The sequence below is a fragment of the Thermomonospora curvata DSM 43183 genome (assembly GCF_000024385.1).
GTDB lineage: Bacteria > Actinomycetota > Actinomycetes > Streptosporangiales > Streptosporangiaceae > Thermomonospora > Thermomonospora curvata.
In genome coordinates this window covers 2,879,754-2,901,949 of the sequence record NC_013510.1, presented here as the reverse complement: position 1 = coordinate 2,901,949, position 22,196 = coordinate 2,879,754, and the positions used below count along the sequence as shown (strand labels likewise).

The following is a 22,196-nucleotide window of genomic DNA, read 5'->3' as shown; positions in this document are numbered from 1 at the left end:
AGGCCAGCGCCGCGGGAACGGGGAATGGCCGCCATCGGTGCTCCCGCCCGCGGCACCTTGAGCGCCGACGCGGCGGGAACGGGGAAGGGCCGGATGGCGGTGTGCTCCGGGACGGATGAGAGCATGATCATGCTCGTCCACCAGGGGAGGTGCGATGACCGCCGAGCTGGAGCGGCTCCGCCGGCAGGTGCGGGAGCTGGCCGAGGAATGGCGGGCGGCCGGGCGGTACCGGCCGGCCTGTGACGCGTGGCTGCGCGGCCACGACCCGCAGTTCAGCGCCGAGCTGGCGCGGCGGGGGTGGATCGGGATCACCTGGCCGCGGGAGCTGGGCGGCGCGGCCCGCTCGCACACCGCCCGGCTGGTGATCACCGAGGAGCTGCTGCGGGCCGGCGCGCCGGTCGCCGCGCACTGGATCGCCGACCGGCAGATCGGGCCGGCGATCCTCCGCTACGGCACCCCCGAGCTGCAGCGGGAGTTCCTGCCGCGGATCGCCGCCGGCGAGGTCACCTTCTGCCTGGGCATGAGCGAACCGGAGGCCGGGTCCGACCTGGCCGCCGTGCGCACCCGGGCCGTCCGCGACGGCGACGGCTGGCGCATCAGCGGACGCAAGATCTGGACCAGCCACGCCCACCGCGCCACCCACGCCTACGTCCTGGCCCGCACCGAGCAGACCGAACGCCGGCACCAGGGGCTCACCGAGTTCGTGGTGGACATGCGGGCGGAAGGGGTGTCGGTCTCCCCGATCGTGGACCTGGCCGGGGAGCACCACTTCAACGAGGTCGTCTTCGACGACGTCTACGTGCCCGGCCGCTGGGTGATCGGCACCGTGGGCGACGGCTGGCGGCAGGTCACCTCCCAGCTCGCCTACGAACGCGGCGGCCCCGAACGCGTCCTGTCCACCTATCCGCTGCTGGCCGCCCTGCTGCGGGACGGGCGGCGCCGCCGCGACGAAGGAGCGCTGGCCGCCGTCGGCCGCCTGGTCGCCCGGCTGGCCGCGCTGCGCCGCATGTGCTGGGACATCGCGCATGCCATGGACCGCGGCCAGGCCCCCGTACGGCAGGCCGCGGCCCTGAAATACCTGGGCACCGAGTTCGAACGCGACGTCACCGAGACCGCCCGGGACCTGGTGGCCGCCCCGCCGGACCTCCACGGCGACGAGCTGCAGCGGCTGCTGGCCCAGGCGATCTTGGCCGGGCCGGGCTTCACCATCCGGGGCGGCAGCTCGGAAGTGCTGCTGTCGATCGTGGCCAAAGAGGAGGTCGGGCGGTGAAGGCGCTGCTGGACGCGGTCGACGAACTGCTCGCCCAGGTCGCCGCCGACGACTGGGCGGCGGTGTGGGACGCCGTGCTGGACGGCGGCTGGCCGCTGGCCGGGATCCCCGAAGAGCACGGCGGGGCGGGCGGAACCACCGCCGACCTGGTCGCGATCGTCACCCGGGCCGCCCGCCACCGGGTGCGCATCCCGCTGGCCGAGACCGCCCTGGCCGCCTGGGTGCTGGCCCGCGCCGGCCGCTCCGACCTGCTGGCGGACCTGCGCGTGGGCACCGTCGCCGTCCCCGAGGCCCCCGTGCCCTGGGCGCGCGCCGCCGATTTGATCGTCCGGTATGGCCCGGGCGGCGCGGCCCTGCTGAGACCCGGCGAGGACGAGGTGACCGTCGAAGAGGGCGCCAACATCGCCGACGAGCCCCGCGACCGGCTGCGCGCCGCCGCCGGCACGCCGCTGCCCGGCGCTCCCGCGCTCGCCGAGGTGCGGGTGCGGGCCGGGCTGCTGCGCGCCGCCGCTTGCGTGGGCGCCGCCGAGGCCGCGCTGGACCTGACGCGCCGGCACGTCACCACCCGCGAGCAGTTCGGCCGCCCGCTGGCCCGCATCCCCGCGGTCGCCGGCGGCGTGGCGATCATGGCGGGCGAGCTGGACCAGGCCCGCGCCGCCCTCGACCGCGCCGCCCGCGCCCCAGGCTCCCACGCCGCCGTGGCGGCCGCCCGGCTGTGCGCCGGACGGGCCGCCTCCACCATCGCCCGCCTGGCCCACCAGCTCCACGGCGCCATCGGCATCACCAGGGAATACGACCTGCACGTGCACACGCGGCGGCTGTGGGCGTGGCGGGACGAGGACGGCGGTGAGCACTCCTGGGCCGTCGAGCTCGGCACCGCCGCGGCCGAGGGCACCGAACAGCGGCTATGGGACGTCCTGACCGGCGTGCCCGCCGAGTGAGGGAGGCGACATGACCACCTGGCAGACCATCCGGCTCGACGCCCCGCACGAGGGGGTGCGCCGCATCACCCTGGCCGATCCGGACCGGCGCAACGCCATCGGCACCCTCATGCGCCGGGAGCTGATCGCCGCGGTGACGGCCGTCCGGGACGACGCCGAAGCGCGCGTTTTGGTGGTGGCGGCCGAGGGCAGCAGTTTCTGCGCCGGCGCCGACCTGCCCGCCCTGTTCGGCGAGCCGGGCCGCCCGGTGGGGGAGATCCGCCAGACCCTGCGCGCCTACTACGAGAGCTTCCTGGTGCTGCGGCAGCTGGCCATCCCCACGATCGCCGCGGTGCAGGGACCGGCCGTGGGCGCCGGCCTCAACCTCGCCCTGTGCTGCGACCTGCGCATCGCCGGCCCCAAGGCGAGCTTCGCCGCCACCTTCTCCAGGATCGGGCTGCACCCCGGCGGCGGCTGCACCTACTTCCTCACCCAGGCGCTGGGCCCCCAGCGAGCCCTGGCGATCCTGCTGGAGGGCGGGGCGCTCTCGGCCGAGCAGGCCCTCGAACACGGCCTGGTGCTGTCGATCGCCGACGACCCGCAGGCCGAGGCGCTGGAGCTGGCCCGCCGCCACGCCCGGCTGCGCCCGTCGCTGGCCCGCGACATCAAGCAGGCGGTCCACCTGGCGGCCACCGGCGACCTGGAACAGGTCATCGAGTACGAGTCGTGGGCGCAGGCCGAGTCCGCCACCCATCCGGAGATCGCCGAGTTCGCCGCCCGCTTCGCCTCCCGCGACTGAGCCGAGCGCCGGATCGGACGGGCCGCGGCGGGGGACCGCACGGCATCGGCGGCCAGGCCGTCCAAGCCGTAAAGGGGACGGGCCGACACGCTGAGAACGGGTGCTGAAGGGGCCGGTGGCGGCCGCACCGGCTTTCCGCGAGCCGGCCCGGCGGGGTGGGCCTTTAGGGCTGAAGCATTCCCGCAGACCATCGTTCACCGATCGGAGCCGGATCCGCAGGGCGTCTTGGGAACCGGACCTCTCACCGGCAGGCGGGTATTTCCCGGCGAGGTGGGTGTTTCCGGTCATGAGGGCCGGCATGCTGAGCCGGGCCGTCGCGGGGCGGATGGCGTGGAGAGGAGCGAAGTGATGCCCTACGTGCTGCTGGGACTGGCGATCATCGCCGAGGTCACGGCGACGCTGTCGCTGCGCGCCTCGGAGGGGTTCAGCAAATGGGGACCCTCGGTGATCGTCGTGGTGGGCTATGCGCTGTCGTTCCTGCTGCTGGCCAAGGCGCTGACGGCGCTCAACGTCGGGCCGGTGTATGCGATCTGGTCGGCCCTGGGCACGATCGGGGCGTTCGCCGGCGGGGTGCTGCTGTTCAACGAGCCGGTGCGGCCGGTGACGGTCCTCGGGGCGGCGATCGTGGTGGCCGGTGTGGTGGTGATGAACCTGGGCGGCGGGGTCAGCCACGGGTGACTCCGCACGGTCATCGCGGGGGAGCGGCGGTCACGTCCGGCCGGACGTGACCGCCGCTCCCTTCAGCGGTGCTCCAAGGCGACCCGGGCGCCGATGCCCACCAGCATCGTCCCGGCGGTGCCGTCCAGGATGCGGCGGGCCCGGGCGCCGCGCAGCAGCCGGGAGATCGGCTGCAGCGCCAGCGTGAACAGCCGCCACCACAGCACCGCGATGACCAGGAACACCAGCGCCAGCGTCGCCGTGGTGCGCAGCCGGGGCTCGCCGGAGGCCACGAACTGGGGCAGCAGCGTCAGGAACAACAGCGCGATCTTGGGGTTGAGCAGGTTGGTCAGCAGCCCCTGCCGGAACGCCTCGCCCCGGCTGCAGTGCGCCGGCCCGCCGGCGGCCACGGCGTCGGCTTCGCCGTCGCCGCCGCGCACGGCGCCCAGCAGCATCCGCACCCCCAGGTAGGCCAGGTAGACCGCGCCGGCCGCCTTGACCACCGTGTAGGCGGTGGCGGAGGCGGCCAGCACGGCCGACAGGCCCAGCACGGCCGCACTGGCGTGCAGGCTGATGCCCAGGCAGCAGCCCAGGCCGGTGGCCCAGGCCACCGCGGACCCGCCGCGCAGCCCGTTGCGCAGCACCAGCAGCATGTCCGGCCCCGGCGTGATCGTCAGCACCGCGACCACGCCGAGGAACGGGATCAACAGGTCAGGCACGGACGTCCATGGTAGGCGCCATGATCAGCGGCGGCGTGCTTTCAGATCTTGGAGCGGTAGACCACCTGGGTCTCGGTGAAGCCGTACACGCCCCACGGGCCGTTCTCCACGCCGATGCCGCTCCACTTGAAGCCGCCGAACGGCAGGTGCGGGGCCAGCGCCAGGTGGGTGTTGACCCAGGCGCTGCCGCACTCCAGCTGGGAGGCCACCTCGGCGGCGCGGTCCAGGTCGCCGCCCCACACCGAGCCGCCCAGCCCGAAGTGGGTGCCGTTGGCGCGGGCGATGGCGTCCTCCAGCTTGGTGTACTTGACCACCGGCAGCGCCGGGCCGAACTGCTCTTCGTCCACGATCCGCACCCCGTCGCTGACGTCGGCGAGGATGGTGGGCTGGTAGAAGTAGCCGGGCCCGTCGATGGGCTTGCCGCCGGCCGCGGCCTTGGCGCCGTTGGACAGCGCGTCGGCCACCAGCGCCGAGACCCGCTCCAGCTGGGGCTTGTTCTGGATCGGGCCGTACTCGACGCCCTCTTCCATGCCGTTGCCGACCTTGACCGAGCGGGCCTTGGCCGCCAGCGCCTCCACCATGTCGTCGTAGAGGGACTCCGGCACGTACACCCGCTTGATCGCCGAGCAGACCTGGCCGTTGTTCATGAACGCGGCGCCGAACACCTTGTCGGCGATCTGGGCCGGGTCGGCGTCGTCCAGCACGATCGCCGGGTCGTTGCCGCCCAGCTCCAACGTGACCCGCTTGAGGTCGGGCGCGGCGGAGGCGGCCACCTTCTTGCCGGTCTCCACGCTGCCGGTGAAGCTGATCTTGCGGGGGACGGGGTGGGAGGTCATCTGGGCGCCCAGCGCGTCACCGCCGCTGATGACGTTGAACACCCCCGGGGGCAGCACGTTGCGCAGCAGCTCGCCCAGCTTGAGGGTGGCCAGCGGGGTGTAGGGGGAGGGCTTGAGCACCACGGTGTTGCCGGCCAGCAGCGCCGGGCCGAGCTTCCAGGTCGCCAGCAGCACCGGGTAGTTCCACGGGGCGATGGCCGCGACCACGCCCATGGGCTTGCGCACCACCTCGACGAAGGCGTTGTCGTCGTCCTGGACGATCTCGCGGGGCAGCTCCAGCTCGGCGAAGTACTTCAGCCACACCCCGGCGCCCATCAGCTCCATGGTGGCGTCCTGCAAGGGCTTGCCCTGCTCGGCGGTGAGCACCGGGGCGATCTCCGCGGCCGAGGCGAACAGTGCGTCGGCCGCCGCCAGCAGCGCCTTGCGCCGGGCCTGCTCGTCCTTGCGCCACTGGGTGAACGCCTCGGCGGCCGACTCCATGGCCGCGTCCAGCTGCTCTTTGGAGCAGTCCGGCGCCTGGGCGTACACGGTGCCGGTGGCGGGGTTCACCACATCGAAGGTGCTGGGAGCCGACACGCCCTCGCCGGCGATCGTCATCGTGAAGTCGCTCACCGCGGAAATCCTCCTCAAGCAGACCGAATGTCGTTCAGTATGTCGCGTGAGAGCCCGTGCCACCAGACCCGCGGGCCTTCCAAGGGCGAGGGCACAGCGCTCGCCGCCTCGCGCTGAGCTCTGTTCCATCCGGTCGCAGGCGAGCGGGTAGCGGGGCGCGCCGCGGCCTTCCGCCGCGGGCGCGGCGGCGCGCTCAGGCGGTGATCCGGCCCTCCCGGTACAACCGGGTGATCACTTCCTCGATGTCGGGTTCGCGCAGGGCGATGTCGGCGACCGGGTGCCGGCCGGCGAGCGCGGCCACCACCGCGGCGGCGTTCATCCCGCGCGGCACTCGCAGCCACTGGCGCGGCCCCTCCACCCGTTCCACGGTGACTCCGGCGACCTCCACCGGCGGGCCCGGCCGCTCCAGGTCCACCACCAGCATCCGGTCGGCCGCCGCCACGTCCCGCAGCTTTTCCAGGTCCCCGTCGTAGGCCAGCCGCCCCCGGTCGATGATCATCACCCGGCGGCACAGCCGTTCGATGTCGCCCAGGTCGTGGGTGGTCAGCAGGATCGTGGTGCCGCGCTCGGCGTTGACGCGCTCCAGGAAGCCCCGCACGGTCGCCTTGCTCACCACGTCCAGCCCGATGGTGGGCTCGTCCAGCACCAGCAGCGGCGGGTCGTGCAGCAGCGCGGCGGCCAGGTCGCCGCGCATGCGCTGGCCCAGGCTGAGCTGCCGCACCGGGGTGGCCAGGAACGGCCCCAGGTCCAGCAGCTCCACCAGCTCCGCCAGCCGCCGCCGGTGCACGCTCGGCTCCACCCGGTACAGGTGCCGGATGAGGGTGAGGCTGTCGCGCAGCGGCAGGTCCCACCACAGCGTGGTGCGCTGCCCGAACACCACCCCGATGCGCCGGGCCAGCGCGGTGCGGCGGCGGGAGGGGTCCAGCCCGGCCACCCGCACGGTGCCGGAGGTGGGCGTCAGGATGCCGGTGAGCATCTTGATCGTGGTGGACTTGCCCGCCCCGTTGGGGCCCAGGTAGCCCACGAACTCCCCGCTCCGCACGGTGAAGGAGATGCCGTCCACCGCCCGGACGGTGATGCGCCGCCGCCGCAGCCGGCCGGTGCGCTCCCGCACCGTGAACGTCTTGCGGATGTCGGTGACCTCGATCACGGCTCAGCTCCCCGTCGATCGGTAGTGGCGCAGCCCCGCCCGCCAGGCCAGCGCCGCCACCGCGCACAGCGCCAGCGCCACCGCCGGCGAGGCGAAGCGCAGCAGCGGCGGCAGGCCCAGCGGGTCGGGCCGGTCCAGCACGTACAGGGCCGGCTGCCAGTTGACGAAGACCAGTGGGATCACGAACGTCAGCCCGCGCACGAACTCGCGGGCGTACAGCGTCATCGGGTACTGGGTCAGGTACGCCCCGCCGTAGGTGACGGATTTGGTGGCCGGGTGCATGTCGAGCGCCACCAGCTGCACCGAGGCGGTCAGCACCCACAGCGCCGCGAAGATCACCGTCCCGGAGATCAGCATCACCGGCACCATCGCCACCCGCCCGGCGTCCCAGTCCACCTCCAGCCGGGGCAGGACGCAGCCCAGCGCCACCGCCGCCGGCAGCAGCCTGGCCATCCGGCGCGGGGAGAAGTCCTCGGTGGCGATCTGCACCAGCGGGCTGACCGGCCGCACCAGCATGGTGTCCAGCGTGCCCCGCCGCACGTGCTCGCCCAGCCGCTCGGTGCTGCCCAGCAGCACGTCGGCCAGTGTGAACGACAGCGCCGAGGTGCCGTACAGAAACAGCACCTGCGCGGCGGTGAAACCGGCGATGCGCGGGGTGTGCTCGAACAGCAGCAGGATCGCGACCAGATCGAGCGCGGCCACCGCGGCCGAGCCCAGGCACAGCAGCGCCATCGACAGCGGGAACTGCGCGGCGGCCCGCAGCCACGTCCAGGCCAGCAGCGGGTACAGCCGCAGCGCGTCACCCACCGTGGATCACCAGCCTGCGGCGGGCCGCGGCGGTCACCGCCTGCCCCGCGCCCAGCAGCACCACCGCCCACAGCGCCTGGAACCCGTAGGCGCCCAGCAGCTCGGCGCCGGAGTACTTGCCCAAGAACACATCGGCGGGGACCTGGATCAGCGCCGCCCACGGCAGCGCCCGCGCCAAGGTCCCCAGGGCGCCGGGGAAGACCACCAGCGGCAGCACCATGCCGGAAAAGAACATCGAGGTCACCAGCGCGACCGCCTGCAGCCCCCGGTCGTCGTGCAGCCAGCACATCGCCATGGCCACCAGGTAGCGCAGCGCGAACCCGGTCACCACCGCCAGCGTCACCGCCGCCGCGAACGCCGCCCACCCGGCCGCGTCGGGCAGCCGCAGCGGGAAGACCAGCGCGCCGGCCAGCATCGGCGGCACGCCGCGCAGCAGCAGGGTGCCGGCGGCCCGGCCCAGGTCGTCGGCCAGCCACCAGACCTGCAGGTTCACCGGGCGGTGCAGGTCGATGGACACATCCCCCGAGCGGATCCGCTCGGTCAGCTCCAGCCCGCCGAAGATCTGCACCGGCCCGATCATCGCCTGGGTGATGAAGCAGAACGTCACCGCGTCGATGGCGGCATAGCCGCCGAGGGCGGGCCGGGCCTCCCACAGCGCCAGCACGACCCAGGCCCGCACGAACCCGAACACCGTGTTGGTGACCGCCTCGGCGAACGCTCCCAGGGGGTAGGCGGTGTAGCGGCGGAAGGCGTAGGTCGCCACCCAGGGATAGACGCTCACTTCTCACGACGCTAAAGCCGGCTTCGGGAGCGTTCCATGCCACATGACACACAGGGCCGGATCCGCGCCGTGAAAAGCGGAGGACCCCTCCGGACGGAGGAGCGTCCGGAGGGGTCCTCAGCCTCGGCCTGGACCAGTTCTCGATGAGTGAGCCTTACTTGTCGAAGAACTGCTCGTCCTCGGTGGAGCCCTTGAGCGCCGTGGTGGACGAGTTCGGCGAGATCGCCGTGCTGACCAGGTCGAAGTATCCGGTGCCGACCTCGCGCTGGTGGCGGGTGGCGGTGTAGCCGCGGCTCTCGGAGGCGAACTCGCGCTCCTGGAGGTCCACGTAGGCGGTCATGCCCTCGCGGGCGTAACCGTGCGCCAGGTCGAACATCGAGTAGTTGAGGGCGTGGAAGCCGGCCAGGGTGATGAACTGGAACTTGTAGCCCATGTGGCCCAGCTCGCGCTGGAACTTGGCGATGGTCGCGTCGTCCAGGTGCTTCTTCCAGTTGAACGACGGCGAGCAGTTGTAGGCCAGCATCTGGTCGGGGTACTCGGCCTTGACCGCCTCGGCGAACTTGCGGGCCTGCTCCAGGTCCGGGGTGCCGGTCTCCATCCAGATCAGGTCGGCGTAGGGGGCGTAGGCCAGGGCCCGGGCGATGCAGGGCTCCAGGCCGTTGCGGACCCGGTAGAAGCCCTCGGCGGTGCGCTCGCCGGTCAGGAACGGCCGGTCGCGCTCGTCGACGTCGGTGGTGAGCAGCGTCGCGGCCTCGGCGTCGGTCCGCGCGATGATCAGGGTCGGCACGCCGCAGATGTCGGCGGCCAGCCGCGCGGCGTTGAGGGTCTTGATGTGCTGGCCGGTGGGGATCAGCACCTTGCCACCCAGGTGGCCGCACTTCTTCTCGGAGGCCAGCTGGTCCTCCCAGTGCACGCCCGCCGCACCGGCGGCGATCATGGCCTTCATCAGCTCGAAGGCGTTGAGCACGCCACCGAAGCCGGCCTCGGCGTCGGCCACGATCGGAGCCAGCCAGTAGATGTCGTCCTTGCCCTCGGACCACTGGATCTGGTCGGCGCGCAGCAGCGCGTTGTTGATGCGGCGGACCACCGTCGGCACCGAGTTGGCCGGGTAGATGCTCTGGTCCGGGTAGGTCTGCAGCGCCAGGTTGGCGTCACCGGCCACCTGCCAGCCGGACAGGTAGATGGCCTTCAGGCCGGCCTTGACCTGCTGGACGGCCTGGTTGCCGGTCAGCGCGCCGAGGGCGTTGATGTAGTCCTCTTCGTGCAGCAGCTTCCACAGGCGCTCGGCGCCCAGGCGGGCCAGGGTGAACTCCTCCTGGATCGAGCCCCGCAGCCGCACGACGTCCTCGGCGGTGTAGTCCCGCTTGATGCCCTTCCACCGCGGGTCGGTGTCCCACTGGCGCTGCAGCTCTTCGGCCGCGCCCTTGAGGCGACTGTCAGTCATGATCGGTGCCCTTCTGGTGTCGTCCCCTGGGTGCTTGTGTCCGAGTCTGCCCTGAGGTCAACCGGTAGATGTACTAATGAGTAACAGAAGATTCGAAGAAGTTTCTGTACTATGAAGCCGTGTCGACCTTGCGAACAGAAGAACCCCTGAACTTGTCGAGTGACGTAGATCTCGTTACATTCGGGCAACGGCTGCGTCACTTGCGCCGGGCCCGCGGTATGACCCTGGCCGACCTGGGCGCCAAGGTCGGCCGCGCCCCCTCCCAGCTGTCGCTGCTGGAGAACGGCCGGCGCGAGCCCAAGCTGTCGCTGCTGAAGTCGCTGGCGGCCGCCCTGGAGGTGCCGGTCGAGGAGCTGCTGCGGCGCCAGCCCCCCAGCCGCCGCGCCCAGCTGGAGATCGCCCTGGAGGAGGCGCAGCGCGACCCGCTCTACCGGTCTTTGGGCCTGCCCTACCTGAAGGTCGGCAAACGCCTCCCCAACGACGTCATCGAGCACATCCTCGCCCTGTACGGGGAGCTCAAACGCAGCCGCACCAAGCCCACCGCCAGCCCTGAAGAGGCCCGCAAGGCCAACGCCGAGCTGCGCCGCCAGATGCACGAGCGCGGCAACTACTTCGGCGAGATCGAGCAGGTCGCCGCACAAGCCCTGAACGCGGTCGGCTACCGGGGCGGCGCCCTGTCACAGGGCATGCTCATGGCGCTGGTGCAGCATTTCGGCTTCACCCTGCGCTATGTGCAGGACCTGCCGCGCTCGGTGCGCTCCATCACCGATTTGCGCAACCGGCGCATCTACCTGGAGCGCGAGCAGCTGGGCATGCACACCCCGCGCACCATCCTGCTGCAGACGCTGGGCCATTTCGCCTTGGGCCATGAAGTGCCGCGCGACTTCGCCGACTTCCTGCGCCAGCGCGTGGAGGCCAACTACTTCGGCGCGGCGGTGCTGATGCCCGAATCGGCGGTGGTGCCCTATCTGCAGGAGGCCAAGGCCGCCCGCGAACTGTCGGTGGAGGACCTGGCCGATGTGTTCTCCGTCTCCTACGAGATGGCCGCCCACCGTTTCACCAACGTGGCCACCCACCACCTGGGCCTGCAGCTGCACTTCACCAAGAACGACGAGAGCGGCACCATCTACAAGGCCTACGCCAACGACGGGCTGGTCTTCCCCCAGGACGCCGACGGCGCCATCGAGGGGCAGCGCATGTGCCGGCATTGGGCCGGGCGCAACGTCTTCGCCGCCCCCGACCGCTTCTCGGTCTACTACCAGTACACCGACACCCCCAACGGCACCTACTGGTGCCTGTCGCACATCGACCCCAGCCACGAGCGGGACTTCGCCATCACGCTGGGGGTGCGCTTTGAGGACTCCCGCTGGTTCCGCGGCCGGGAGACCACCAACCGGGTCAAGTCGGCCTGCCCGGACGGCGACTGCTGCCAGCGTCCCCCCGCCGAGCTGGCCCAGCGCTGGGAGGGCATGGCCTGGCCGTCGGCCCGCGCCCACTCCCACGTGCTGTCGGTGCTGCCGCCGGGGGCCTTCCCCGGGGTGGACGAAGCCGACGTCTATGCCTTCCTCGACCGCCATGCCCGGGAATGAACCGCCTTCGGCGGTAACCGGTGTGTTGTGCGATTGTTAACTCTTTGGGTCGATTGGCTTGGATCGTTCCCCCTGGTACTGAATCCGCAGCGATGTGGGTTTCCCTTATGGAGGTCGTTCACTGCGGAGGGAGTGCGCGTGCTGACTGAGGCCACCATGTGGATGCGCCGCCGGACGAGCACGGCGGCGGACTGGCCCGTGGAGATGCTCCTGAAGGCCAAGCAAGCGCAGACGGGCGCCGAGCCCGGCCAGGGGCGGATCAGCGTCGTGCTGCCCGCTCGCAACGAGGAGGAGACCGTCGGGGAGATCGTCTCGGTGATCCGCCGGGACCTGATGGAACGCGCGCCGCTGGTCGATGAGATCGTGGTGATCGACTCCCGGTCCACCGACCGCACCGCCGAGGTGGCCGCCGCGGCGGGGGCCGAGGTGGTGGCGCAGGATGCGATCCTGCCGGAACTGCCGCGCATGTCGGGCAAGGGCGAGGCGCTGTGGAAGTCGCTGGCGGTCACCACCGGCGACCTGCTCGTCTTCATCGACGCCGACCTGCGGAACTTCTCCTCGCACTTCGTCACCGGCCTGCTGGGGCCGCTGCTGACCGACCCCACGGTCGGCTACGTCAAGGGGTGCTATGACCGGCCGCTGATGACCGGCGGCACCCGGGTGGACGGCGCCGGGGGAAGGGTCACCGAGCTGGTCGCCCGCCCGCTGATCAATCTGCACTGGCCGGCCCTGGCCGGGGTGATCCAGCCGCTGGGCGGGGAGTACGCCGGGCGCCGCTCGCTGCTGGAGCGGCTGCCGTTCGTCACCGGCTACGGCGTGGAGCTGGGGCTGCTGCTGGACGTCTTCGCCGACAGCGGGCTGGACGCCTTGGCCCAGGTGGACCTGGGCGACCGGGTGCACTCCCACCAGTCCACCGAGGCGCTGGCGGCGATGTCCGGTCAGATCATGCTGACGGCCTGGTCGCGGCTGCAGCGGCACGGCCGGATGCTGCCGCTGGAGAACCCCGGCACCGAGCTGGCCTGGTTCTCCCGCAGCGGCAACGGGCATGAGATGCGGATCAACGACGTGGGGGTGCAGGAACGCCCCCCGATGATCGAGGTGCCCGGCTACGCCAGGGCCGGCCGTTCGCTGCAGCCGGAGCTTTAGAGGTTCTGCGCGCAGATCCGCTTTGACCTCCCGGTTCGGGCCGCCCGGCCCGGACCGCACCCGCATCGGGCGGTGCCCCGGGCGCGGTCGCACGCCGCGCCCGGGGCACCGTCGTTTTTCCCGCGCCGCCCGGGCGCGCTGTGAGCCGCGACACCCTGTTACCCGCGGGTAATGCCTTCTCCGGCGCGGGGTGCTACCGTTGGTAACATCCGTGTTGGAGAAAGGGTCAATAACGATGACGAGCAGCGAGGCGGCGCCCTTCTCACTCGAGCTCAGCGAGGATGTCGCCGAGGTCAAGGAGTGGGTGCACCAGTTCGCCAAGGACGTGATCCGCCCGGCGGCCGAGGAGTGGGACGAGCGCGAGGAGACCCCCTGGCCCATCATCCAGGAGGCCTCCAAGATCGGGCTGTACTCCCTGGACTTCTTCGCCAACCAGTGGCTGGAGCCCACCGGGCTGGGCATCCCGGTGGCCTTCGAGGAGCTGTTCTGGGGCGACGCCGGCATCGCGCTGTCCATCGTGGGCACCGGCCTGGCCGCCGCGTCCGTCGCGGCGACCGGCACCCCCGAGCAGGTCGGGGAGTGGGTGCCGCAGATGTTCGGCACCCCCGACGACATCAAGCTGGGCGCCTTCTGCGCGTCTGAGCCCGACGCCGGCAGCGACGTGGGCTCCATCCGCACCCGCGCCGTCTACGACGAGGCCAAGGACGAGTGGGTGATCAACGGGACCAAGACCTGGGCCACCAACGGCGGCATCGCCAACGTCCACGTGGTGGTCGCCTCGGTCTACCCCGAGCTGGGCAGCCGCGGCCAGGCCAGCTTCATCATCCCGCCGGGCACCCCGGGCCTGCGGCAGGGCCAGAAGTTCAAAAAGCACGGCATCCGGGCCTCGCACACCGCCGAGGTCATCTTGGAGGACGTGCGCATCCCCGGCCGGCTCATCGTCGGCGGCAAGGAGAAGTTCGACGAGCGCATCGCCCGCGTCCGCGAGGGCAAGCGGGCCCGCGGCCAGGCGGCGCTGAAGACCTTCGAGACCACCCGGCCCAGCGTGGGCGCCATGGCGGTCGGCGTGGGCCGTGCCGCCTACGAGTACGCCCTGCAGTACGCCCAGGAGCGCGAGCAGTTCGGCCGCAAGATCGGTGACTTCCAGGCCATCGCCTTCAAGCTGGCCGACATGAAGACCCAGCTGGACGCCGCCCGCCTGATGGTGTGGCGGGCCGCCTGGATGGCCCGGCAGGGCAAGGAGTTCGCCAACGCCGAGGGCTCCATGGCCAAGCTGTTCGCCAGCGAGATGTGCGTGCGGGTGACCGAGGAGGCCATCCAGATCCTGGGCGGCAACGGCTACACCCGCGACTACCCGGTGGAGCGCATGCACCGGGACTCGAAGATCTTCACGATCTTCGAGGGCACCAGCGAGATCCAGCGCCTGGTGATCGGCCGCGCCGTCACCGGGCTGCCCATCCGCTAGGCCCTGACCTGCGGATATGTAAGTTCCAGCCACTGTGCCGCCGCTTCGGCGCCGCTTGCGGCAGGCGCCGATCTGGGCGCCGAAGCGGTTCGCGGGCCGGTCTGGGAGACGTCTGGGAGACGAACTTGGACGTCGCCCGCCGGCGGGCGGCCGGCACTGGGACCTGGGAGGTGGGGGACAGCGCCGCGCACTGCTCCAGCGCTGTCCCCCACCGCTGCCGCCGCCCCACCTGGGGTGGGACAACGCGGACCGGGGACGAAGCCGTGGACTTGCAACGGCACCGAAGCCCTCGCTTTCGAAGGTGCGCCCTGAACACTTCACCGAGAAAGCCCGCCGGATCGAAGCGACGGCGCACAGGCCCCCGTGCGGGGCGGCCGGCGGCATCCTTAGCATCTCGGTGCATAAGGTGCATGATCGATTTGTCACCCGGGGCATGAGGGGAGGTCGGCCGGTGCGGATCGGCGACCGGGAAAAGGCCCGTGGCGAGGGAGGCAGGCGATGAGCACGCGCGACCCCGACCGCCGCCGCGCCCTGCTGGAGGCCGCCGACCAGGTGATCCGGCGGGAGGGCCCGGGCGCCTCCATGGCCGCCATCGCCGCCGCGGCCGGCATCAGCAAGCCCATCCTCTACCGGCACTTCGGCAACAAGTCCGGCCTGTACCAGGCGCTGGCCGAGCGGCACACCCGCAAGCTGATCGAGACGATCCAGGACCGTTTCCAGCGGCCCGGCTCCCAGCGTGAGCGGATCACCTCCACGATCGAGACCTACCTGTCGATGATCTCCGAGAACCTCCAGCTGTACCGGTTCCTCATGGAGCGGGCCAGCGCGGAGGACGCCGCCACGCACAGCGCGATGAGTACCATGATCCGCGGGCTCAGCCAGGAGCTGGCCAAGGTGTTCATGGCCGAGGTCGAGCTGGCCGACCCCGACCGCGCCTACGTGTGGGCGCACGCGGTGATCGGCATGGTGCAGAACGCCGGGGACTGGTGGCTGGACCACCCGGAGGTGCCCCGCCGGAAGGTGGTCGACGCCCTGGCCGATCTGATCCTGGTCGGGCTGCCCGCCGCGGCCGGCGGCCGTCCCGACGGAAACGAGGGCTGAGGCTCCCGCACCGCCCGGAAAACGGTCTTTTCGGCACACTCAGGGTCGGGCAAATGTCCGAAATCTGCCATAAGGCGGAGACGGAACCCTCCTTGCCTTTAAATGATCAAAGGGGGGACCACGATAAGGCCCGACTCTAAGGAGAAGAGCCGATGGCCAAGTCCAGCAAGTCCGTCACGCTGAGCACCGTGGCGGTGATGTCCGTTGCGTTCGCCGCGGGCTGCGGCGGCAATACGGTCACGGCCGACTGCGTCGTCCGGCAGCCGGACGGCCGTCTCGCCGCCGTCCATGAGAGCAACTGCCAGGCCGGCGGCGGGGGCGGGGGCGGCAAGAGAAGGTACGAGTGGGTGTACGGGGGCAAGCTCTCCGGCGGCTACGTCACCGGCGGATCCTTCGTCCAGCCCGGGGACGCGACCGTCAAGACCCGTTCCGGAAGGGTGATCTCCCGCGGCGGGTTCGGCGGCAGCGGCAAGAGCGGAGGGTCATGATCCGGCGGACCGGCCCCGTCCGCCCGGACTGGGAACGCACCATCGAAGAACAAGGGCTCGGATTCCACCGGTACGTGGCCCAAGGCGACGACGGCCGGCCCTATTGGGACGAGTCGGCCTACTACAGCTTCACGATGGCCGAGGTGCTCGGCCTGGAGGACACCGTCACCGAACTGCACCGGATGTGCCTGAACGCGGTCGACCACGTCGTGCGGGAGGGCCGGTTCGGTGACTACGGCATCCCCGAACGCTGGTGGGAGCCGATCGCCGAATCGTGGCGGCGGCGCGACCGCCACCTGTACGGCAGGTTCGACCTGTGCTACGACGGCCGCTCCCCGGCCAAGCTGCTGGAGTACAACGCCGACACCCCCACCAGCCTGGTGGAGAGCGCCGTCGTCCAGTGGTTCTGGAAGGAGGACACCCACCCGCGGGCCGACCAGTGGAACAGCCTCCACGAGGCGCTGATCGACCGGTGGCGGGAGCTGCTCCCCTCCGGCGGCCTCCTCCACCTGGCCTACAGCGGGGCCGACGAGACCGGCGAGGACGCCCTCACCGTCGGCTACATGGCCGATGTGGCCGCCCAGGCCGGGCTGGAGGTGGAGCTGCTGACCATGGAGGACATCGGCTCCGACGGGCATGCCTTCTACGACCTGGCCGAACGGCGGATCGAAGGGTTGTTCAAGCTCTACCCGTGGGAGTGGATCGTCCGTGAGCCGTTCGGCCCGCTGGCCGTCGCCCGGCAGCCGAAGGAGCCCTGGGTGGAGCCGCTGTGGAAGATGCTGCTGTCGAACAAGGCGCTGCTGGCGATCCTGTGGGAGCTGTACCCCGGCCATCCGAACCTGCTGCCGGCCTATTTCGACGGCCCGCGCGAGATGACCGCCTATGCGGTCAAGCCGCTGCTGGGCCGGGAGGGTGCGAGCATGCGGCTCGTCCAGCCGCACGAGGTCGTCGAGACGCCCGGCGGCTACGGCGCCGAAGGGCATGTGTTCCAGCAGCTCTGCCCGCTGCCGGACTTCGACGGATGGCGGCCGGTGCTGGGGGCGTGGGTCGTCGGCGACGAACCGGCCGGGCTGGGCATCCGCGAGACCCGCGGCCTGATCACGGGCGACACGGCCTCGTTCGTGCCGCATCTGATCGAGGACTGACCGCCGGGGCGGGGAAAGGCCTGTCGCACGCCCCTGCGGCCTGTCAGGATGGACCCTTGCAAGCGGACACTTATACGCAGGACTCGCAGGGAGCGGAGGCCGCATGGATCTGCAAGGGTGCATCGCCCCGTTGCGCAAGGTGCTCGCCGCACGGTACGGCACGGACGTGCAGGTGGAAGGGCTGCGCCGGGCCGCTGGCGGCGCCTCCCGCATCACCTGCGCCTTCGACGCGGTGATCGGTGCGCGGCGGCACCCGCTCATCCTGCGGCTGGCCACTCCCGCCGCGGCTTTCACCGGCGGTGCGCTCACCCAGGAGGCGGCGCTGATGCGGGCGGCCCGGCGGGCCGGGGTGCCCAGCCCCGAGGTGATCGCCGACGGCGACGCCGACGGGCCGCTGGGCGCGGAGTTCGTGGTGATGGAACGGATCGAAGGGGAGAGCATCCCGCGCCGGATCCTGCGCGACCCCGCCCTGGCCGAGCTGCGGCCCCGCCTGGCCGCCGAGTGCGGGCGGATCCTGGCCGCGATCCACTCCATCCCGCCCCACGAGGTGCCGGGCCTGCAGCGCGAGACCGGCGACATGGACCGCTGGCGGGAGCTGCTGGATGCGGCGGGCGAGCCGCACCCGGCGCTGGAGCTGGCCATGCGTCGCCTGGAGACCGAACGGCCCGACCCCGGCCCGCTCACCGTCGTCCACGGCGACTTCCGCAACGGCAACCTCATCGTCGGCCCCGAGGGCGTGCGCGCGGTGCTGGACTGGGAGCTGGCCCACCTCGGCGACCCGCTGGAGGATTTGGGCTGGCTGTGCGTGAAGGCCTGGCGGTTCGGCGCGCCCGCTCCGGTCGGCGGGTTCGGCTCCTATGAGCAGCTCATCGAGGCCTACGAGCAGGCCGGCGGCGTCCGCGTGGACCGGGACGCGCTGCGCTGGTGGGAGATGTACGGGGTGCTGCGCTGGGCGGTGATCTGCGTCATGCAGGCCCGCAAGCACCTGGACGGCGCCGAACGGTCGGTGGAGCTGGCCGCCATCGGCCGGCGGGTCGCCGAGAACGAGTGGGACCTGCTGCAGATGCTGCCCTGAGACGGGCGGCCCTCAGGCGGCGGGCCGCGCGTCCGTCAGGCGGGCGTAGACGATGAGGTTGTCGCGGTAGGAGCGCCTGGCGCGGTCGAACGTCCCCCCGCAGGTGATCAGCCGCAGCCCGGCGTGGCGGACCGGGCCGTAGACGCGGTGGGTGGGGAAGGCGCTCTTGGCGACCTGCTCGGAGGCGTCCACCGTGAACACCGCGACCCGGCCGTCCCGGCGCACCACCCGCACCACATCGCCGCGCCGCAGCTCGCCCAGCCGGTGGAAGACCGCCGGGCCGCGCAGGTCGTCGTAGTGGCCGACCAGCACCGCCGCCCCCCGCGAGCCGGGCGGCGGGCCGTGCCGGTACCAGCCGACCTCCTGCGGCCGGCTCAGCGGCGGCACCTGCAGCGTCCCGTCGTGGTTGCGGCCCACCCCCCGCACCGGGGCGCGCACCCCGATGCGGGGGATCTCGACCCGCAGCGGCTCGGCGGCCGGCAGCACCCGCCCCTCGGGAGCGTCCGCGGCCCGGTCGCGGCCGGCCGCATCGTGCATGTGCAGCGCCGCCACCGCGACCAGGCCGAGCGCGACCAGGTACCCGGCGCCGCTAGACCCTGCCACGGCGCCGGGCGAGCACCAGGCCGCCGATCCCGGCGGCGACCGCCGCGCCGAGCAGCAGCGCCCCGCCCGGGGAGGGGGCAGCCCCGCCCCGGGCGGCGCTTCCGCCGCCCCCGGCCGCCACGCCGCCGCGCGGCAGGTCGCGTGGCTCCTGGACGCGGAAGCGGGCGCTGCCCCCGGAGATCCCGCCCGGCTCGCAGACCGTGGTCACGGTGTAGGTCTGGGCGGCCACGCGGCGGACCCGGGCGGGGAAGGAGAACCGCCCCTTGTCGTCCACCACGGCCGGCCCGCCGCGCAGCGCCTGGCTGACGACGCGCACCACCTCGTTGCCGGTGCGCCCGCAATCGCCGCTGACGGTCACGACTTCCCCGGGCATGGCCACCCCGGGGCTGACCTCGACCTCGGTGCCTGCGGCCAGTGCGGGCGGCGCCCACGGCAGCACGGCGGCCGCCGCTCCCGCACCGGCGACGATCGTCTTGACGCGCACGTCACTCCCCCGATGAAGCACCGGATTCTCCCGGTGAGGCGCCGGGCGGCCCGGCCGCCCGGCGCAAGGACCCCTCCGGCCTGATCCGGCCGAATGATGACTGTTCGTGTCCGTCGTGTGATCGACAGTTATACCAGTGCGTCCCGGCCGAAGGGAGCAGGCGGGCTCAGCGCAGGCCGAACTCCCAGTTGCGGCCCCGGGCGTACTCCTTGAGGATGCGCCGCGCCGTGGTGGTGATGTGCACCTCGTCCGGTCCGTCGTAGATCCGGGCCGCCCGGGCGTGTCGGTACATGTGCTCCAGCGGCGTGTCGCCGGTCAGCCCCTCGGCGCCGTAGACCTGGATGGCCCGGTCGATGACGTTGTGCAGCATCCGCGCGCCCACCACCTTGATCGCCCCGATCTCCACGCGGGCCTGGTCGCCGGCGTCGATGCGGTGCGCGGCGTGCAGCGTCAGCATCCGGGCCGCCTGGATCTCGGCGTAGGAGTCGAACACGTGCTGCTGCATGAGCTGCTTGTCGGCCAGCGGCCCGCCGAAGGCCGACCGCTCGTGCAGCCGCGCGCACATCAGGTCGAAGGCCCGCTGCGCCTGCCCCAGCCAGCGCATGCAGTGGAAGATGCGGCCCGGCCCCAGCCGCTCCTGGGCGATCACGAAGCCGTGCCCGCGCGGCCCCAGCAGGTTCTCCGCCGGCACCCGCACGTCGTCGTAGATCACCTCGCAGTGCCCGCCGTCCAGGCCGAGCACCGGGGTGTCGCGCACGATGGTGTAGCCGGGGGTGTCGGTCGGCACCAGGATCATGCTGAAGGCCAGGTGCGGGGGAGTGCCCTCCGGTTCGGTGCGGCACATCACGGTGGTGTAGGCGGCCCGGTCGGCCAGCGTGGTGAACCACTTGCGGCCGCGGATCACCCACTCGTCCCCCTCCAGGGTGGCGGTGGTGGTCAGCTGGGTGGGGTCGGAGCTGGAGATCCCCGGCTCGGTCATGGCGAAGCTGGGGTAGATCTCCGCCTGGACCAGCGGTTTGAGGTAGCGCTCGCGCTGGGCGGGGCTGGCGTGCCGGTGCAGCATCAGCGAGTCCTGCAGGGTGAAGGTGCCGAGGGCGAGCTGGCCGAACTCGCTGCGGCCCTGCACCTCGTTGACGTACACGTAGTCCAGGAACGGCAGCCCGCCGCCGCCCAGCTCCTTGGGGTGGCCCAGCGCCCACAGCCCTTCCCGTTTGGCCTGCCGCTGCAGGTCGGCCAGCAGGGCGCGCGCCTCCTCGTCGCCCCGCCGCAGCACCGGTTCGGCCGGCTCGACCCGCTCGGTCATGAACGCATGCACCGCATCGCGGATCGGGCGGACGGACTCGGGCACTTCGAAGCTCATGACCCCTCCCTGATCTAGAATCACGTTCTGTTCCCCGACGAAGGTGAGGCGAGATGGCCCCGCCCCATGACGCACCGTCCGCCGGTGAGCTGATCGCCGCGGTCCGCGAGTTCCTGCAGGGCGAGATCCTGCCCGCGCTGGAGGGACGCACCCGCTTCCACGGCCTGGTCGCGGTCAACGTGCTGGGCATGGTCGAACGGGAGCTGGCCCTCGGCCCCGCCCACCAGCAGGCCCATCGCGAGCGGCTGGCCGCCCTGGGGTTCGCCGACGACGCGGCGCTGGCCGCCGCCATCCGCGCCGGCGAGCTGGACGACCGCTATGCGGAGGTCAAGGCGGCGCTGCTGGATGCGGTGCGCGACAAGCTCGCCGTCGCCAACCCCGGTTATGCCGACTCCTGACCCGTCTGCCCGTGCGGCCGGCTGCGGCCGCTCTCCAGGAACGGCTCGGCCAGGTCGCGGGTGCCGAAGTCCTCGGGAGCCGCGACCTCCACGATCGGGTCGTCGCGGTCGTCGAACTCGGTGCGCAGCGCCTTGGACATCGTGGCGTGCATGTCGTACAGGCAGGTGATGTAGGTCAGCTCCAGGATCTGCTCGTCCGGCAGGTGCTTTTTGAGGACGGCGAACACCTCGTCGTGCACCCGGCCGCCGCCCAGCACCAGCGCATCGGTGTAGGCCAGCACCGCCCGCTCCAGCTCGTCGAACTTGTCGGAGACCTCCCAGTGCGCCACCGCCCGCACCTTCTCCTCCGGCACCCCCAGCGCCCGCAGCTGCTTGCAGTGCTGGGAGTAGACGAACTGGCTGCCGCGCGCCCAGCCGGCCCGGGTCTGCCCGAGCTCGCGCAGCACCGGGTCGAGCTTGGCGCCGCGGTACAGCTGGAAGCCCTGCACGCAGTGCTTGAAGATCGCCGGGTCCAGCGCGAAGGTCGTCCACCACGTGCCGGGCGAGCCGGCCTCGGTGCCGGGCTCGGCAACCGGGTCGCGGCCCTCGCCGAACAGCCGGTCGTAGAAGAACAGGATCAGCTTGTCGGTGACCTCGGCACGGCCGACCTGACGGAGTCTGGGCATGAAGTCACGTCCTTGTCTGGGAACGGGAAGGGGACGCCCCGGCGGACCGCCGCCGGGGCCTGCCGGGCGGGACCGTCACATGGTGCGGTCGGCGGCGGTCTTCGGCTCGTGGCGCACGTCGCCGGGGCCCAGCTCCCGGGTCCAGGCCGCGAACTCCAGCAGGATCCCGTCGGGGTCCTGGAAGTAGATCGAGCGCACGTACACCCCGTCGTGGACGTCGGGGGCCACGCCGAACTCGCTGTCGTCGTGGTTGAGGATCACCCCCACGTCGACGCCCTTGGCGATCAGCTTCTCGCGGTACTCCTCCAGCTTCTCCGGCGGGACGTCGAAGGCGATGTGGTTCATCGAGCCCACCGCCGAGAGCACCTCGCCGCGGTCCGGCAGGTTCCGCGGCGCCGAGACGCCCGGCGCCGCCTCGGGGGCGTCGGGGAACCAGAAGAACGCCAGGTGGTTGCCGCCGCCGCAGTCGAAGAAGAAGTGCTGGCCCATGCCCATGGGCAGCTCGATCGTCTTGACCAGCGGCATGCCCAGCACCCCGGAGTAGAAGTCCACGGTGCGCTTCATGTCCCGGCACACCAGGGCCAGATGGTGGACCCCGCGCAGTTCGAACTCCTTGTTCACGCCGCTCATGTGACCAGCCTTACGTAAGTGATCCCTTCTGTGGTCATCCTGGCAGGATTCC

At 71.9% G+C, this 22,196-nt stretch carries 23 protein-coding genes; 12 read left to right on the top strand and 11 right to left on the bottom strand.

The window, feature by feature from the left end:
• The first annotated feature begins 154 nt into the window (after positions 1-154).
• The 4 genes from TCUR_RS12360 (at position 155) to TCUR_RS12345 (ending at position 3,667) form a co-directional block, all read left to right on the top strand.
• Entirely contained in the window at positions 155-1,270 is a 1,116-nt protein-coding gene (locus TCUR_RS12360) for an acyl-CoA dehydrogenase family protein (RefSeq protein ID WP_012852844.1), read from the top strand.
• Positions 1,267-2,211, top strand: a complete 945-nt coding sequence (locus TCUR_RS12355) for an acyl-CoA dehydrogenase family protein (RefSeq protein WP_012852843.1) — start codon at positions 1,267-1,269, stop codon at positions 2,209-2,211. Before TCUR_RS12360 ends, TCUR_RS12355 begins: the two co-directional genes overlap by 4 nt.
• Before the next feature lie 10 nt (positions 2,212-2,221).
• Positions 2,222-2,989, top strand: coding sequence for an enoyl-CoA hydratase (locus tag TCUR_RS12350; protein ID WP_012852842.1), 768 nt, complete (start codon positions 2,222-2,224; stop codon positions 2,987-2,989).
• A 348-nt stretch (positions 2,990-3,337) separates the two neighbouring features.
• Positions 3,338-3,667, top strand: a complete 330-nt coding sequence (locus tag TCUR_RS12345) for a DMT family transporter (protein ID WP_012852841.1) — start codon at positions 3,338-3,340, stop codon at positions 3,665-3,667.
• 62 nt (positions 3,668-3,729) lie between these two features.
• On the opposite strand, the gene TCUR_RS12340 is transcribed toward TCUR_RS12345, so the two are convergent.
• The 6 genes from TCUR_RS12340 to aceA all read right to left on the bottom strand — a co-directional run bounded on the left by TCUR_RS12340 (position 3,730) and on the right by aceA (position 9,995).
• Entirely contained in the window at positions 3,730-4,365 is a 636-nt protein-coding gene (locus TCUR_RS12340) for a LysE family translocator (protein ID WP_012852840.1), read from the bottom strand.
• A gap of 41 nt (positions 4,366-4,406) precedes the next feature.
• On the bottom strand, positions 4,407-5,813 hold the full coding sequence (locus TCUR_RS12335) for an aldehyde dehydrogenase family protein (protein ID WP_012852839.1): 1,407 nt from the start codon (positions 5,811-5,813) through the stop codon (positions 4,407-4,409).
• Positions 5,814-6,006: 193 nt separating this feature from the next.
• Positions 6,007-6,963 carry an ABC transporter ATP-binding protein gene (locus TCUR_RS12330; RefSeq protein WP_012852838.1) on the bottom strand — a complete coding sequence of 319 codons (957 nt, stop codon included), beginning with the start codon at positions 6,961-6,963 and terminating at the stop codon, positions 6,007-6,009.
• 3 nt (positions 6,964-6,966) lie between these two features.
• A complete protein-coding gene (locus TCUR_RS12325) occupies positions 6,967-7,770 on the bottom strand; it encodes an ABC transporter permease (protein ID WP_012852837.1) in 804 nt (267 codons plus the stop codon).
• Positions 7,763-8,551: an ABC transporter permease gene (locus TCUR_RS12320; protein ID WP_012852836.1), complete on the bottom strand. Its 789-nt coding sequence runs from the start codon at positions 8,549-8,551 to the stop codon at positions 7,763-7,765. Before TCUR_RS12320 ends, TCUR_RS12325 begins: the two co-directional genes overlap by 8 nt.
• Positions 8,552-8,705: 154 nt before the next feature.
• Entirely contained in the window at positions 8,706-9,995 is a 1,290-nt protein-coding gene (aceA, locus tag TCUR_RS12315) for an isocitrate lyase (RefSeq protein ID WP_012852835.1), read from the bottom strand.
• 152 nt (positions 9,996-10,147) lie between these two features.
• On the opposite strand from aceA, the gene TCUR_RS12310 reads away from it, so the two are divergent.
• The 7 genes from TCUR_RS12310 (at position 10,148) to TCUR_RS12280 (ending at position 18,004) form a co-directional block, all read left to right on the top strand.
• On the top strand, positions 10,148-11,584 hold the full coding sequence (locus tag TCUR_RS12310; protein ID WP_012852834.1) for a helix-turn-helix transcriptional regulator: 1,437 nt from the start codon (positions 10,148-10,150) through the stop codon (positions 11,582-11,584).
• A gap of 138 nt (positions 11,585-11,722) precedes the next feature.
• Positions 11,723-12,730: a glucosyl-3-phosphoglycerate synthase gene (locus tag TCUR_RS12305; RefSeq protein ID WP_012852833.1), complete on the top strand. Its 1,008-nt coding sequence runs from the start codon at positions 11,723-11,725 to the stop codon at positions 12,728-12,730.
• Between the two features lie 235 nt (positions 12,731-12,965).
• The gene (locus tag TCUR_RS12300) at positions 12,966-14,195 is read left to right on the top strand and encodes an acyl-CoA dehydrogenase family protein (RefSeq protein WP_012852832.1); all 1,230 of its coding nucleotides are present in this window, start codon (positions 12,966-12,968) and stop codon (positions 14,193-14,195) included.
• 498 nt (positions 14,196-14,693) lie between these two features.
• Complete coding sequence (locus TCUR_RS12295) at positions 14,694-15,296, top strand: TetR family transcriptional regulator (RefSeq protein ID WP_012852831.1); 603 nt, start codon at positions 14,694-14,696, stop codon at positions 15,294-15,296.
• A gap of 152 nt (positions 15,297-15,448) precedes the next feature.
• A complete protein-coding gene (locus TCUR_RS12290) occupies positions 15,449-15,784 on the top strand; it encodes a hypothetical protein (protein ID WP_012852830.1) in 336 nt (111 codons plus the stop codon).
• Positions 15,781-16,929, top strand: a complete 1,149-nt coding sequence (locus tag TCUR_RS12285; RefSeq protein WP_012852829.1) for a glutathionylspermidine synthase family protein — start codon at positions 15,781-15,783, stop codon at positions 16,927-16,929. The genes TCUR_RS12290 and TCUR_RS12285 overlap by 4 nt, the downstream gene beginning before the upstream one ends.
• A gap of 103 nt (positions 16,930-17,032) precedes the next feature.
• Positions 17,033-18,004 (top strand): phosphotransferase family protein, encoded by a 972-nt coding sequence (locus TCUR_RS12280; RefSeq protein ID WP_012852828.1) that lies wholly within the window; start codon positions 17,033-17,035, stop codon positions 18,002-18,004.
• 12 nt (positions 18,005-18,016) lie between these two features.
• Here TCUR_RS12280 and TCUR_RS12275 read toward each other — a convergent pair whose 3' ends face one another.
• The 3 genes from TCUR_RS12275 to TCUR_RS12265 all read right to left on the bottom strand — a co-directional run bounded on the left by TCUR_RS12275 (position 18,017) and on the right by TCUR_RS12265 (position 20,451).
• Positions 18,017-18,607 carry a class F sortase gene (locus TCUR_RS12275; RefSeq protein WP_012852827.1) on the bottom strand — a complete coding sequence of 197 codons (591 nt, stop codon included), beginning with the start codon at positions 18,605-18,607 and terminating at the stop codon, positions 18,017-18,019.
• On the bottom strand, positions 18,594-19,091 hold the full coding sequence (locus tag TCUR_RS12270) for a hypothetical protein (RefSeq protein ID WP_041439596.1): 498 nt from the start codon (positions 19,089-19,091) through the stop codon (positions 18,594-18,596). Before TCUR_RS12270 ends, TCUR_RS12275 begins: the two co-directional genes overlap by 14 nt.
• 166 nt (positions 19,092-19,257) lie before the next feature.
• A complete protein-coding gene (locus tag TCUR_RS12265) occupies positions 19,258-20,451 on the bottom strand; it encodes an acyl-CoA dehydrogenase family protein (protein ID WP_012852825.1) in 1,194 nt (397 codons plus the stop codon).
• 53 nt (positions 20,452-20,504) lie between these two features.
• Between TCUR_RS12265 and TCUR_RS12260 the strand changes: the two genes are divergently transcribed.
• Positions 20,505-20,849: a DUF6285 domain-containing protein gene (locus TCUR_RS12260; RefSeq protein ID WP_012852824.1), complete on the top strand. Its 345-nt coding sequence runs from the start codon at positions 20,505-20,507 to the stop codon at positions 20,847-20,849.
• On the opposite strand, the gene TCUR_RS12255 is transcribed toward TCUR_RS12260, so the two are convergent.
• Complete coding sequence (locus TCUR_RS12255; RefSeq protein WP_012852823.1) at positions 20,834-21,514, bottom strand: carboxymuconolactone decarboxylase family protein; 681 nt, start codon at positions 21,512-21,514, stop codon at positions 20,834-20,836. The two genes, TCUR_RS12260 and TCUR_RS12255, sit on opposite strands and share 16 nt — an antisense overlap.
• A 75-nt stretch (positions 21,515-21,589) precedes the next feature.
• The gene (locus tag TCUR_RS12250; RefSeq protein WP_012852822.1) at positions 21,590-22,144 is read right to left on the bottom strand and encodes a VOC family protein; all 555 of its coding nucleotides are present in this window, start codon (positions 22,142-22,144) and stop codon (positions 21,590-21,592) included.
• Positions 22,145-22,196: the final 52 nt, after the last annotated feature.

Coding starts and splice junctions, on each gene's coding strand:
- TCUR_RS12360 (WP_012852844.1), top strand. CDS start 155: ATGACCGCCGAGCTGGAGCGGCTCCGCCGGCAGGTGCGGGAGCTGGCC.
- TCUR_RS12350 (WP_012852842.1), top strand. CDS start 2,222: ATGACCACCTGGCAGACCATCCGGCTCGACGCCCCGCACGAGGGGGTG.
- TCUR_RS12345 (WP_012852841.1), top strand. CDS start 3,338: ATGCCCTACGTGCTGCTGGGACTGGCGATCATCGCCGAGGTCACGGCG.
- aceA (WP_012852835.1), bottom strand. CDS start 9,995: ATGACTGACAGTCGCCTCAAGGGCGCGGCCGAAGAGCTGCAGCGCCAG.
- TCUR_RS12300 (WP_012852832.1), top strand. CDS start 12,966: ATGACGAGCAGCGAGGCGGCGCCCTTCTCACTCGAGCTCAGCGAGGAT.
- TCUR_RS12295 (WP_012852831.1), top strand. CDS start 14,694: ATGAGCACGCGCGACCCCGACCGCCGCCGCGCCCTGCTGGAGGCCGCC.
- TCUR_RS12290 (WP_012852830.1), top strand. CDS start 15,449: ATGGCCAAGTCCAGCAAGTCCGTCACGCTGAGCACCGTGGCGGTGATG.
- TCUR_RS12285 (WP_012852829.1), top strand. CDS start 15,781: ATGATCCGGCGGACCGGCCCCGTCCGCCCGGACTGGGAACGCACCATC.
- TCUR_RS12280 (WP_012852828.1), top strand. CDS start 17,033: ATGGATCTGCAAGGGTGCATCGCCCCGTTGCGCAAGGTGCTCGCCGCA.
- TCUR_RS12265 (WP_012852825.1), bottom strand. CDS start 20,451: ATGAGCTTCGAAGTGCCCGAGTCCGTCCGCCCGATCCGCGATGCGGTG.
- TCUR_RS12260 (WP_012852824.1), top strand. CDS start 20,505: ATGGCCCCGCCCCATGACGCACCGTCCGCCGGTGAGCTGATCGCCGCG.
- TCUR_RS12255 (WP_012852823.1), bottom strand. CDS start 21,514: ATGCCCAGACTCCGTCAGGTCGGCCGTGCCGAGGTCACCGACAAGCTG.
- TCUR_RS12250 (WP_012852822.1), bottom strand. CDS start 22,144: ATGAGCGGCGTGAACAAGGAGTTCGAACTGCGCGGGGTCCACCATCTG.